At 32.7% G+C, this 15,329-nt stretch carries 4 protein-coding genes; all 4 read left to right on the top strand.

Features of this window, described 5'->3' with window-relative positions; genetic code table 11:
• Positions 1-279 precede the first annotated feature (279 nt).
• The 4 genes from ACUXZJ_RS02425 to ACUXZJ_RS02410 are packed head-to-tail and all read left to right on the top strand — an operon-like array spanning position 280 to position 15,261.
• Positions 280-5,265, top strand: coding sequence for a hypothetical protein (locus tag ACUXZJ_RS02425; protein WP_063743407.1), 4,986 nt, complete (start codon positions 280-282; stop codon positions 5,263-5,265).
• 28 nt (positions 5,266-5,293) lie between these two features.
• On the top strand, positions 5,294-10,636 hold the full coding sequence (locus ACUXZJ_RS02420; RefSeq protein WP_063743405.1) for a SprB repeat-containing protein: 5,343 nt from the start codon (positions 5,294-5,296) through the stop codon (positions 10,634-10,636).
• 11 nt (positions 10,637-10,647) lie between these two features.
• A complete protein-coding gene (locus ACUXZJ_RS02415) occupies positions 10,648-12,726 on the top strand; it encodes a fibronectin type III domain-containing protein (protein ID WP_088418279.1) in 2,079 nt (692 codons plus the stop codon).
• A gap of 57 nt (positions 12,727-12,783) precedes the next feature.
• Positions 12,784-15,261 (top strand): hypothetical protein, encoded by a 2,478-nt coding sequence (locus ACUXZJ_RS02410; RefSeq protein WP_063743399.1) that lies wholly within the window; start codon positions 12,784-12,786, stop codon positions 15,259-15,261.
• Positions 15,262-15,329 lie beyond the last annotated feature (68 nt).

Genomic DNA, 15,329 nt, shown 5'->3' with positions numbered 1-15,329 from the left:
AATCTGTTTTCTTTTTTAAACTTTTTGTTTGACGAGTTGATTATTTACTGATTTTGTGAGAAGCTTCTTGTTTGAATTTGTAGTGTGTTTTTTTTAAAAATCAATTAATACGGGGAAAATATTGTTGATTTAAAAGAATAATAGCTTATATCTAATTCGTGAATGTTAATTTTAAACACATCTACCGCTAGTTAATAACATTTGTTTAAAAAGATGTATTTGTGATGTTTTTTTATTTAAAAATTATATTTTTGTTCTCAAAAAAACAAACTAGATTTCATGAGGCTCAAAATAGCAGTTCTTTTTTTATTTACCTCTTTGTATAACTATTGTAATGTTTTTTCAGAAGAGAGAGACACAATAGTAAAAGAAAGTAAGGAGAAAACAAGTTTTTCAAGATTAGATTCAAAGATAGTATTTCGAGAATCTATGGGGTATAAAACCCAAAATAAATGGATTAGCCCAGAATATATATCCTCTTTTTTTGATATTGAAGATAAAGTTATTCAAGACGATTTTTTGAGTAAAATCTTCAATGAAAAAACGCTAAAATACGTTCAGAATATATCAAAAGAAGAATTAGTACAACTACCAATAGGCTTAAAAGGGCAAACAAATGATGGCTTTAAAGCAGAAATGGTTATAGTAAAAGCCAAAGTTACTCCCGAATATTTAGAATTAACAGCTTTTGCACGTTTAGAAACTCAATTTTTAAATACGCACTTATATTTTGCAGCAGAAGATTTAAAATTGTCTCATTCTGGAGGTATTATAGGAGATTGGAAGTTACATTCTTTAGGTAATACGAGTTTACCTCAATTGGGCGGTAAAGTTTTGTTAACTGTTTTAGGAGGAGACATAAATCGGAAAGAGGGATCAATAAAGGGGGATAGTTATATAGAATTTGATTGTAATGGATTCAAAGGTTTATCTTTTAAACTAGACGTTCGATTGTCTCGTTCGTTGGTAGTACCAATTGATGGAGAGGGTAAGCGTAAAGAATACGGCTCAGATTTGTCGGAAGATAAAAAGAAAGCAATTGGGAATGATCATTATGTAGGAGCTACTTTAGGAATAAAAGGGGGAGGATGGAATGATTTATTGCTCGAATTAGACTTACCTGCTTTTGAGATAACGAAGTTAAAAAATTGGAGTTTTAAACTTAAAAAAGCTACAATAGATCTAAGTGATGTTAAAAATAACCCAGAGGTCGATAAAAGTTTCCCAAAAGTGTATGATACGAATGGTTTTTTTCCAGAAGGAAATAAAAATATATGGAAAGGTTTTTTTGCGGAAGAAGTAGAAATTACTATGCCCAAACAATTTTCAAATAAATCCACAGGAGAAAGAACGAAAATTCAAAGCACAAATTTATTGATAGACAATTTTGGTGTAAGCGGCACTTTTGCAGGATATAAACTTTTAGAAAAAGGGAGTGCATCAGGATGGCAGTATAAATTAGATTATGTAGGTATAGGTTTAGAATTAGGACGGATAAAATCAGCAAAAGTATTAGGTTATATAAAACCATCTGCAACAGGTGATTTTATAGAAATTTTAGGAACTTTTAATGAAGATAAATACTTGTTTCAAGCATCTGTTACGAAATCTAATTTTAAGATGTTTAAAGGAAAGTTAATCTTTGAAAAGAATTCTTGGGTAAAATTAGAAATGGATGATAGCAATGCTGAGTTCAAAGCTTCCGCTTTTTTAAATGGGAAAATGGCTTTTAAAGGGGGAATAGAAAAAAATAATACTGGTCCGAACGATAATAGCACAATTCATACCTTTGATAGTTCTGATAGTAATGTAGATCAGGCTTTGGGAGGTGTTCAAACAGGTAGTCAAGTAGTTGTTACGAAAGTACACGATTATTTGAATAATAATTTTTCATTTATTAAAGCAGATCCCAAGAAAAAAGCCGTTGAGCAACTTAAAGAATATGTTGATAAAGGATATGATCAGTTGAGAGTTTTTGTTCAAGCCCAGGTTTTTTCTTATGCCGCGGAAATAGCAAGTGAAAAAAATATAGAAGCAGAAAAAGAAAATAGTCAGGAAGAGAAGGATAAAGAATTCTATAATTTTCAAGGCATAGTTTTTCAGAATTTAAAATTACAATCCCACGCATTGCCTTATATAGAGGCGGATTATTTTGGTTATCCAGCCTCAGCAGAGCAAAAATTTGGAAATTTTTCGGTAGCAATAAGTAATATTCACCTAATAACCCCATCAAAAGAAGAATTAGGATTAGCATTTAATATGAAAGTGAACCTAATGGGAGGAGGTTCTCAATCAGATACAAACGGATTTATATCAGCAGAAGCAGGACTCAAGATTTTAAGCAAATTTGAAAATAAAACATTCCATTCTTATAAATTTAATAGAGTAGTAATAGACGAGATAAAAGTAGATGTAGAAAAAAGTGGTTTTACACTAAAAGGAGGTTTAAAAGTATTTAATGAAGATCCTATTTATGGCAAAGGATTTCAAGGAGAATTAGCTGTAGAATTAAAGAAGTTAGAGGTAAAAGGTATAGCTAAAGGAATTTTTGCTAATAAAGACTTTGCCCATTGGTTTGTAGATTTTCAAATAGAAAATACAGGATCTTCAGGAAAGTTTGGTTTACAACGGGTAGAAGGCGGTTTGTCTTACAGAATGAAGCGTGTTGATGGCGGGATGATGGCAAATATAGCTACTAATGTGTATAAGCCCGATGCAAAATCAGGACTGGGCTTTAGAGCAGGGGTAAAAGCAAAATTTGGCGAATCTACTTCATTTAAAGCGAAAGTATTTTTAGAGATGGAGTATAATCACACAGGAGGATTAAATCGCATTTATTTTCTAGGCGAAGGAGCCATGATGTCTGGTAATGGTCAAACAGAAGGGAATCTTCGAGATACATGGGCAAGTTATGACAAAATATTTTCAGGTAACGAAGCGAGTGAAATGAATAATTATCTTGCTAATGGTAATATGTTGGCCATTTCTAAACGTACCCACCCAGTATCAGAAATAGCTAAAGATGGAAAAGTAGGTGTATTTGTGAGTATAGAAAAAGATTTTGTTCATGATTCTTTTGATGGACTCTTTGAATTATACCTCAATTTAGAAGGGATAAAGGGATCTGGAGAAAATCATAAATTTGGTATGGTACACATGTATTCAAGTCCTACCAAAAATTATTTGCATGTAGGGACTCCTATGGATAAGTTAGGGGCCATTTTTAAAATAGGATCATACGATGTAAATGTAGGCGCATATTTTATGACAGGAGATGTGCTGCCTTCCCAAACCCCACCGCACCCAAGAGTTTTAGAAATTCTTGGTCCAGATATCATGAACGATAATCGTAATTTAAGTTTATTAAACGATGGCAAAGGTTTTGCATTCGGATTAAACTTTAGTGTTGCCATTTCGTATGATGAAGATTGGTTTTATGCGTTTCTAGAAGCAGGAGGAGGATTTGATATTACCCATAGAAAGCTAAATGGAGTGAGTTGTGCAGGACGTCCGGGGTTAGTGGGGAATGATGGATGGTACTCTATGGGACAGGTGTATGCCTATATTTATGGAGAAGCCGGTTTACGCATAAAAATCTTTGGAATCAAAAAAGATATAAAAATACTAGGGGTAGGTATAGCCGCCATGTTACGAGGAGAATTTCCTAATCCAACCCACATGGAAGGTTATGTGGGAGTGTATTACAATGTGCTGGGAGGTATGATAAAAGGACGATTTAAATACAAAGCAGAAATAGGAGAGAAATGTGAATTTATAGGAATGTCACAACCTCTATCAATCCCACTAATAGCAAGTGCAAGTCCAGATGGAGAAACCAATGTAGATGTGTTTAAAAAACCACAAGTAGCCTTTAATTATAGCATGTTAGAACCTTTTTCAGCTGAGGATATGAATGGGAACCGTAAATTAGTTCGTATCAATCTAAAAAAATACGTACTAAAAGTAGACGGAACCCCTTTGTTAGGAGATATTCAATGGATGGATCATAATACAAAAGTCAACTTTGTATCTTCAGAAGTACTTCCACCTCAAAAAGAAATAGTAGCAGAAGTAGAAGTAGGAGTAGAAGAAAAAATAGGTTCCTCATGGATTGCTCTTCAGGGAGGAAATACAGATACAGAAAAAAAGACGTTTACCTTTAAAACAGGTAATGCACCAGAATACATACCTTTAGAAAATATTAGTTACAGTTATCCTGTAGTAGCTGCAAACAACTTTTATCCAGAGGAACATAAAACCGTTTATATAAAACTAAAACAAGGACAAAAATATTTGTTTGACGGATCAGTACAAAACTGGGTACTCAAAGGTGAAGTTAAAGAAGGTAACCAGCTGAAAGTTCAAGCGGCTTTAAACTATGAGGCGAGTGCTAAAAAAGTAAGCTTTACCTATGATAAATTAGCAACCCAAAAGAATTATCAATTGCAATTAACAGCCTATCCAGTAGGTACGGTAATAAGCACAGGAACAAGTATAGATTCTACCCAAAATTCAGGAACAACTACTATGGTTACTGATGCTAGCTTTACTAATGAACAAATCATTACTCAAAACACAGCATTGGCTCAGAATAATACAAATTTAACCAAATCGTTTTTAAACTATGAGTTTAAAACCAGTAAGCATGCTACGTTTACAGAAAAGATAAAAAGTATAAAGACAGAAGATAATTTCTTTATACCTGTTTCAGCAGACGTTCATAAAATACAATTAGCAACAAATAAGTACGAAAATTTTAATGAAGCAGAATTGTTTGGAAACCAGTATACAAATGGCAAAGCCTTGATTAGTGTAGAGGCGGTTTTAGAAGATTCTTATTATAAAGAAATAATTTTACCGTTGATTTATCAAAATTATCCACTTGAAAAAGGGAAAATTACAATAAAAAACAGAAATATATTCGAGTTAGGATTGCCCCCAGTTCGAGACATCAGTATTATAGAATATTACAGGAATGAGATGTCTAATAATTCCAATTCAATATTTATAAACCAGCGATTTCCTTATGAATATAGTTTGGTGAAAACCTACAAACAAGATTTTTTAAATATAAGAGATCAAGTAATCAATAGCTATTTAAGTACTCCTATTAATTGGGAAAAATACAATCAGTATAAGGATCTAATAAATGGTGTTTTTCCTATATTGATGAAAGGAGAATATTTAATAAAGTTGATTTATCAAAATAGTCCAGAAAAAGAATTTTCTAGAGAGGTTATAATAAAATATAAGCGAATAAATTAAAAGATAGATTCGTGTCTAATTTAAGATTATGAAAAAAGTTTTATTTTTTTTTATTTTATTTCCAGTATGCTTTTTAGCACAAGGATCATATAAATATTTGGTCGTTACTAGAGATAAAATTTATGTAAATCATGGAAAAAGAAATGTTGGACTAACTTCGGAAGGATCAAGTAGTCTAAATCTAGATATTTATTCCCATAGTAATAAAAAAATATATTCAAAAAATTTTTATACTCAAGTTCTTGGTATTTATAGGGAGTATTATTCAGAAAATTTGTATCCTACGCGTAGGAGGTCTGAAATATTAGAAATTTCTTCAGATCAATATCCAATTCGAGTAGAGTATTCTACTAATAAACGCTATTTAGGTAATGATTGTTCAGGTAATTCAACAAAAATTATAAAACTTGAGGATGCTACCCAAAATATTTTTTTTGATGTTACAGAGGGAGAAGATATTTGTGAAATACCTCCAGCAATAGGGGATTTAAATTATTTCAGTGATACTGTTTTTGGATATTCTTTATCAAGTAAAGATTATCCCAAATGTGGTTCTTTTGAATGGGAAAATAATGTTAATTATCTTGTTGATTATTATGAATATAGTTTTGATAAGATAAATTTTTATAAGTTGCCTATAAGATCAGATTCGAGAGTTTATTTTGAAGATCTTGTAGGTTTGTCGTCAAATCTACCTCAAACAATCTTTGTTAGAGGAATTTATAAAAATAGCTCAAATTATTTGTATAGTTCTAATTTTGGTTTTCCTTTGTATACAAATGTTGCTGTATATACTTTTTATAGATGCCCTCCAAAATTAATTTCATCAATTGGTGTTGATACTAATTGTTCAAGTATTTCAGACGGCTTAATAAGGTTTAAATTTGATAATGATCTAGAGCCTGATGAAATTTTACATCTTCTTTTAAAAGATGCAAATACTAGTGGTGTCTTTGGACAAAAAGATGTTTCTTCTACTGAATTTAATAACAATAGAGGAAATTTAGTTTGGAATGGTTTACCAAAAGGAAATTATATTTTAGAGTATCAAACTATAAAATCAGGAAGTCAACCTTCCAGTTTAGTGATTAGCCCAAAGATTCAAATTGATTCTCCCTCAAAACTTACCTTTACTACTACATCAACGCCTATATTATGTTATGGAGATAACAGCGGCTCAATAACAATCAACGCCATTGGAGGGAAAGGCAATTATCAATACAGTAAAGATGGAGGAAATAGTTGGCAACCCTCAAATGTATTTAATGGATTAAGATCTGGGAATTATTCTGTACAAGTAAAAGACAGCAATGGCTGTTTAGCTCCCGATGGTGCACAAGATGTACTAATAAATCAACCTAATGGATTATTAGGGATCGAGTTAGTCAAAACCATTTCCCCTTCAACAGATGTATCTACAGATGGTCAAATAGATGTGCGTATTATAGGCGGAGTAGCCCCTTATACTTATTTTTGGCAATCTACCACAAATAACCTCAATGGTCAGATAAACAATGAAGACATATCAAGTTTATCAGGAGATGCGACTTATACTTTGATCGTTAGAGATAAAAATAATTGTACAGCCTCTTTTACTCAAACTTTAGAAGCTCCTGAACCCATAGTCATAAAATTTGACAATCCTCTGATTAAATGCCATGGAGGCACCGTTAGATTAACAGCAACCGTATCAGGAGGAAATCTACCTTATAAAAATTTAGAATGGATACCTAATAATTATCTACCAATAAATACTGCCAATACTTCTAGTATAAACAATCTATCAGCAGGAGATTATCTATTTCGAGTAGTAGACCAAAGAGATGTTATCCGAACAGCCCTTTACAAGGTTGATACAGCCCCTTCAAAACTAAATATAACAGGATTAAATACTACAATTATAAGGGGTATTTCTACAGTTTATCAAAAATGTTCCAGCGATACCAATACAAGAATAGACGTAACCATTCAAGGTGGAGTAGCTCCTTATAACTATGTTTGGACCAATAAAGACAATCCTAGCATAGTACTTAGTACTACTGAAGATCTAATAGCACCAACCCCTGGTAGTTATCAGTTGAATGTAACTGATGCTAACAGTTGTATAACAACCCAGTTATTTAATGTGGTAGGAGCTACTCCACTTGATTTTACCCCATTAATTGAAACGGCTATACTTGATCCTGGTACAGCTACAGGAGCCATACGTATCAACGCCAATGGCGGTACAGGAGATTATACCTATAGTAAAGAAGGTGTCAATTGGCAACCTTCAAACATTTTTACTAATTTAAAAGCAGGTAACTACGATTTTTATATAAAAGATACAAACGGTTGTATAATAGGCCCTAAAAGAATCACTCTTACAGAACCACCAGTATTTCAAATAACTATTCAAAAAATAGAAGGGATTAAATGTTTTGGAGAAACAACAGGAAGTCTCAAAGCCATCGCAATAGGAGGAACACCTAATGCCACTGCTCCTTTTTATAATTATAGTTGGACTCATACCACTACAGGTACGGTTTATACAGGAGAAACCCTAACAGATTTACCAGCAGGGACATACACAATACTAGTAACAGATAAAAATAATGTTACACGTTCAGCTCAATATGAACTGTTATCTCCAAGTGTATTAAACTTTACTACTACTACCAAACAATTGAGTTGTTTTGGAGCTAATGATGGTCAAATTAGTCTAGATGTACTAGGAGGAACCCCTCCGTATACATATTATATAAATGATACAATATATCCAAATGCCATAATAAGCGGTTTATCACCAGGTAATTACACACCCAAAGTAAAAGACGCAAATAATTGTATTTCAGAAAAAGCAGTAATAATACTAACACAACCTGATCCATTAAAAGCCACAGAAAAGATTCTTCCTGTTTCCACATTAACAACAGCAGACGGAGCCATACAGGTTACCGTGAGCGGAGGCACGCCCCCTTATAATTATAGTTGGACCCCTGATTTGGGTAACACAAACAATCCTCGAAATCTTCTAAAAGGAGAATACAAACTTAGATTAACCGACGGTAAAGGATGTCATTTAGATAAAGTATACAACGTTGGACTCATAGAACCACTAAACCTACATTTAGATGGAACAAATAGTCATTTAGATTTAAATTGTTTTGGCGAATCAACAGGTAAAATAAGCATCCTTATAAATGGAGGAAGACCAGGACCTATAGAAGCACCTTATACAATAAGGTGGTATGATGCTAAAAATCAGCAGATAGGAGATAAAGAAACTATTAGTAATCTACCAGCAGGAAATTATAGCGTTACGATAACCGATTTTAATACCCCGAAAGGAGAAATAAAAAAAATAGTTACAATTACTCAACCTTTAGCAGCTTTAAATTTACAACTCACACAAACAAAGGCAGTAATTTGTAATCAACAAAAAACAGCCGAATTGCAAGCAACGGTTCAAGGAGGAACGCCCCCTTATACTTATCAATGGAAAAATTCATCCAATAAATTAATAGCAACAACAAAATTACTGTCTAATATAGGGGCAGGAAGCTATACCCTTTTTGTAGAAGATGCCAAAGGTTGCAAGACCAATCAAAACAGTATAATTACGGAACCAGCAGTTTTACAAGGAGTATTAAAATCTACTATGGGGACTATTTACGGACAACCAACAGGAACTATAGAACTACAAGAAATTTTAGGAGGAACAAAGCCCTATCGTTATAAGATGAATGCTGGTAGTTGGCAAACCACAACAAAATTTGAAAAATTAAAGGCAGGCAATTATACCATAACGGTTGAAGATGCCAATGGATGCTCACTAGATTTAAAGACCAAAATAACAGAACCAGAAGAACTCATAACCCGTATTTTAAATACCAATCAAGGCATTATCCAATGCCATGGCGATCAACCAGTCAATTTAGAAAGTATAACAACAGGAGGAATACAACCCTATTTTTTTCAATGGAAAAAAAATGGAATAATAATTCCAAATGCGCAATTAAACAAACTGAATTCAGTAGGAGCAGGAACCTATGAAGTACAAATAATAGACAATGCAGGTGCCCAATCTTCCGCATTGATAACAATAAAAGAACCAGAAACATTACGAGCTATTTATACTAAAGTAGATGCCTCATGTGAAGCTCCCATAGGAGGGAAGATTATCCTAGAAGTAAGCGGCGGAACAGCCCCCTATACCTACCTATGGAGCAATGGATTCAAAGGAACCAACTCCCTAGCTACAGATTCCTATCATGAATTAAAAAATATAGGTATAGGAAATTATAGCGTGCAGGTTACCGATGCAAATCATTGCGTTTTAGTAGATCCAAAACTCACTAATATAAATATAAAAACTACTGGAGGATTACAATTAAACGAAAAAGTTACAAATGTAAGCTGCGGTCAAACCAATAACGGAAGCATCCTTTTAAACCCTAGTGGAGGAACAGGGAAATACCATGTAGAGTGGGAAAATCCATCTTGGCAAGGTTTAGAATTAACAAATCTAGAAGCAGGAACGTATAAAGGAACGTTGACAGATCTAGGCAGTGATTGTAAGCTACCATTTACATTAACCTTACAAGGATCAATCCCTTTAGTGGTAAATCTAGGAGAAGATATAGTGTTATGTAAAGGACAATCCCATACAATAGATGCAGAGATCAAACTACAAGGGTTGGATTATTTATGGACTTCTGAAAAAGGGTTTAGTTCAACCAATCCAAAAGTCACCTTCACTCAAAGTGGTACATATACCCTTCAAGTAAAAAATGGACATTGTGTATATAGTGATCAAATTGTAGTTAAAGTTTTAGATCAAGCCATTGAAGCAAATTTTATGATAGCAACCCAAACCTATCGAGACCAAGAGATTGTTTTAGTAAATATTAGCAACAATTCTACTCCCAATACGTATGAATGGATCTTGCCAGACAGTGCAGAAATTATAGCGCAAAATAAAGATAACATTATTGTAAAATTCAAACAAAATGGGAAATACCAAGTAGGAATTAAAAGTAAAACAACTTCAGGTTGCCAAGAAGAACAACTAAAAGAAATTATAGTAGAAGAAAACACAAAAAATACAACAACCCATGCAAGCAATTTATTAATTAAGAATTATAAAATTTACCCTAATCCATTAGAATCAGATGATAAAGAAATGAATGTAGAAGTAGAATTAGCATTTGATTCTCCCATTACCCTATCAGTATATCGTATGGAACTAGGAGCCTTAATTTTAGAATTAGAAAAACCAGCAAGTAAAAATCACGTAGAAAAAATTCCATTCCAACACGCTGCTGGAGTGTACTATGTGATAATGAAAACCAATGGAGCAGTTCAAGCCAAAAAAGTAATAAGAAAATAATAGTAATAAAAATGGAAAAAAAAATAAGAACGTTACTCATTATTATTGTAATCTTAGTATTTATCCCAAAAAGAATCTCAGCACAGATAGATACAACAATTGTAAAACCCGCCGTTTTTGTAAAAGGGAAAATAGTCAATGGAAAAATCCTATTAAAATGGAACGTTAACGACCCCTATTATTGGAAAAAATCGTTAAATTTTGGTTATAAATTACAACGTAGCACGGTACTTCGTGATGGACAACCAATTAACAAAGAAGAACATGTGATACTAAAAGAAGTTTTAAAACCCTTACCATTAGCTCAATGGGAACCCTTAATCAAACAAGATTCACTTACTGCTGTTTTAGCACAAGCAATATATGGTGATGATTTTGAAACCACCACAAAAGAAAAAGGATTTGCAAAAATGATGATGCTAAATGATCAAAATCAACAACGTTACGCATTTTCCATGCTAGCAGCGGAGCAGTCCTACCTAGCCACAAAAGCCGCGGGTTGGGGATATGAAGATACCAGTGCAAAACCCAATGAAAAATATGTATACACCCTTACTTTGCTAGGAGTAAAAGAAGGAGAAGTAACACACGGAAGCCTTTATATAGGTCTATCAGACCAAAATGATAACACCCCCCCAGTTACCCCAGAAGCCATTTTTGGCAATCAAACGGTCATGCTATTTTGGGATTTTGTATCCCAGAAAGCATTATTTTCATGTTACAATATAGAACGCTCCATTGATGGAAAAGTATTTAAGAAATTAAATGACACCCCCATATTTCCTACAATAAGCAAGTCATCTTACACAACATTTACAGATAAACTACCTGAAAATAATGTAAAATACTATTATCGTATTCGAGGTATAGATACCTTTGGTTCTTTGAGTGAACCTTCTAAAATAATCTCCGGAATGGGAGCTGATTTCTTAGAATATTCACCCCAAATCACAGCCAAAGCAGCTTTAGATGACCAAACAGTAAATTTAGAATGGGATTTTCCCAAAGAAGGCGATGAAAAAATCAATGGTTTTAATATTTTACAAGCCGATCAAGAAAGCGGTCCCTTTGAAATGGTTAAAAAAGAACTACCCGCTACTACCCGTAAAATAGTTTTTAAAGCCAAATTAAAACCATCTAATTACTTCAAAGTTCAAGCGGTAGCCAAAAAAGGAGGTTTTAAAGAATCGTATGCCATGTTGGTCCAACCCATAGACTCTATTCCTCCCATTGCCCCACAAGGATTAGAAGGAGTAATAGATACATTGGGCATCATAAAATTAAAATGGAAACCCAATACAGAACCCGATTTATACGGTTACAAAGTATTTCGAAGTTATGAAAAAGAAGGCTTATATGTAGAATTATCCACAAAAGTTTTTAATAGAACTCATTATCAAGACACCATCACTATAAAATCTTTAAATAAAAAAGTATTTTATAAACTAAAAGCTTTGGATATACGCTATAATGAATCGCCCCTTTCAAATGCTTTCGAAATTAAGAAAAAGGATAAAATTGCCCCGTCTATTCCCGTACTATCCGATTACGAACTAGAAGAAAAAAAAATAAAAATTCATTTTCTACAAAGTCAGTCAGAAGACGTTAAAAAACACAGTTTATACAGAAGAAGAGAAGATGAAAAACAATGGAAAGTTATTTTTGAAACCACAGATCCAAACATAATAGAATATGAAGATCAATCAGTAGACAGCAAAAAGAAATATTATTATGCGATGACAGCAACAGATCAAGACGGGAACGAAACAAAACCATCAGATACCCTAATCTTAGAAACCCTGCCGAGTATATTACAACCCGCTATAACTACATTTAGTGGTATGGCAGATATATCCTCTAAAGCAATTGAATTGTATTGGAATACAAAATCAACAGATCTAGTAGAATATCATTTATACAAACGAGTAAATGAGGGACAAAATATCTTGTTTAAAATACTACCGCCAAGCAAAAAAAATCAATTCATAGATACCACTTTAAATATTGGGAACACCTACTATTACAGCATAAGAGGTGTTTTTAAAGACGGAAGTTTTAGTGCATTTAAAGAAGTAAAAGTAGTCTATTAAATACTCATAGTAACGATTTTTGATAACAGAATTAAGAAAACAAAAAACAAGCAAGCATTGCAAACTAAAGTAAATCTAAGATTAATTATTTTAAATAGTTTATTCCTACTAGGAATAAACACTACAGCTCAAACCATAGATTTAGGCGCTTTTCAAGGAAAACCTTTAAAAATAGGAGGAAGCGCATCAGTTGGTTCCACCTTTTCTGAATCTAATAGAGATGCTAGAGCTCCCTTTGTTTATAATTTTACAGGAAACCTAAATGTTTCCCTCTATTCCTTTTCGATGCCCATTACCTATAATTTTTCCAATATGGGAGGAAAATTAAGTTATCAAGTACCTTTTAACTTCAATCGTTTAAGTCTAAACCCCCGTTATAAATGGATTTCAGTTTATATTGGTGATGCTTCTATGACCTTTTCCCCCTATTCCTTAGCAGGTCACATGTTTACAGGAGGAGGAATAGAACTTACTCCCGATAGTCCTATAAAAATATCCGCCATGTACGGCCGATTACTAAAAGAAGTAAATGATATACACAATCCAAAAAGTTTACCCGTATTTGAACGTTGGGGATACGGAACAAAAATAGAGCTCATAAAAAATAAATATAAACTAGGATTTATAGGTTTTTATGCAAAAGATAAAGAAACCCCATTGTTATACCAATCGATGGCATCTAATGTAGGGAATTTGAGCCCCAAAGAAAACTTAGTGATAGGTTTAAATTTTGAAACACAAGTATCCAAAGAAGCTAAAATTTATGGTGATTATACCAATTCGTCATTAACAGAGGATGTTCGATCAACAGGAAAAAACAGCCCTCAAGGAGTTGCTTCTTTACTACTAAAAGGCAATGCCTCTACTCAAAATTTTAACGCCTTCAAGTTAGGATTCGACTATAAAATCCAAAAAACGCTAGTAGGAGCCAGTTTTGAACGTATAGATCCAGGTTATCAAACCATGGGAGCCTATTTTTTTTCCAATGATTTGCAAAACATCATGATTAATGCCTCTAGACCATTGTTTAACGATAAAGTACAATTAACAATGAATCTTGGGATTCAAAAGGATAATTTAGACCATAAAAAAGCACAAACAACCAATAGACTCGTAGGAACTGTAAATACAAATATTAAGATAAACGAAAAACTCTCAACCAACCTTAGTCTTACCAATCAATCTACTACAACTAATGTAAATCCAGATCAATTCGTACAAATTAATCAAAACAATCCTGCTATTAATGCTATTAACCAATTAAATTATAGACAATTGTCCAATAGCTTGATATGGAATACAAATTACCAACTCCCCGAATCAAAACAATCAAAACGCAATTGCAGTTTCAACTATAATTACAATCAAGTAGAAAATGAACAAGGCGGACAAATAAGCCCCAATCAAAAAACAGTCTTTCATAATTTAAATGCCCTCTACACCCATTTTTTAATGAAAACCAAATGGGCATTCAATACCTCTTTAAATTATACAATAAGTCAAATAACAGGTCAGAACACCCATACATTTGGTCCTGTACTCGGTATTAGTAAAAAATATTTTAAAGATAAACTAACCACCCAATGGGCCACTTCATATAATTCCAGTAAAAGCCCTTCTAGTAATGCTCACAATTTTAATTGTCGTTTTAACGCAACCTACAAAATGTTAGAAGAACATAACTTTAATTTTATGTTATCTCAACTAATATCAAATTCTTCAAACGCTTCAACATCCAATAACATCAATGATTTGACAATCACTATTGGTTATAACTTTAATTTTGCAGGAACTAAAAAGAAACAAAAAGAAGAAGAAGAAAAAAAAGTATCCCTAGAATCACTAGAAAAACCCAAAATCACCCTTAATATATCAGGAATCAGTACAGATTTAGACTCAAAAGCCATAGGCATCCTCATAGAAGAAAAAAACAATGCCATAGATTTTGAAGGATTAGAACCCCTTCAAGAAATACTATCAATACAAAAAAAGAACTTACAAGAAAACGTATCGAAATATGATCAAAGCACAGATCCAAAAGAAAAAAACAAAATTGAAAAAACAATAAAAAAAGAATTTCATCTTTGGGATTTAGAATTGCAAAAAATAGCAGCGTTTAATGACTTATACAAAGAATCAAAAAACAAAGCTCTCAGTAAAATAAAAGAAGAAATAATAGAGAACTTAGACGTTAATAAAAAACATTTAAAAACCAAATACAAGTCAGAATTTTTTAAAGAAGATGACGAGAATAGTCAAGAAACCTTTTTAGCCTTTGAAGAAGAAATGATCAAACAAAAAGCCAAGCACACCCCAAAAGATCTTTTTGCAATGGCACAAATCAGTCTATACTTTCAATTGGAAACCCCAGATTTAAACAATTCCTACAACAAAACAGTAATAAGTTTAAAAAACCAATATTACCAACAATTCAAAAAGGCAAAAGAACCGCTAGGAATCGTTGAAGCATTAGTAGTTAAAGGAATAGACACTTATGTAAAAAACTACAAAGAAAAATTTAAAAATAAGTCATAAAGACAGGAGTCATTTTTCACTCCATATAACTGATAAAAAATAAACAAACAAAATTCAATAAAAAATTG

Source organism: Flavobacterium sp. TN-1, assembly GCF_052828645.1.
Note: the sequence above shows the minus strand (reverse complement) of the source record. Positions and strands in the feature narration are given on the sequence as shown.

Coding starts and splice junctions, on each gene's coding strand:
- ACUXZJ_RS02425 (WP_063743407.1), top strand. CDS start 280: ATGAGGCTCAAAATAGCAGTTCTTTTTTTATTTACCTCTTTGTATAAC.
- ACUXZJ_RS02420 (WP_063743405.1), top strand. CDS start 5,294: ATGAAAAAAGTTTTATTTTTTTTTATTTTATTTCCAGTATGCTTTTTA.
- ACUXZJ_RS02415 (WP_088418279.1), top strand. CDS start 10,648: ATGGAAAAAAAAATAAGAACGTTACTCATTATTATTGTAATCTTAGTA.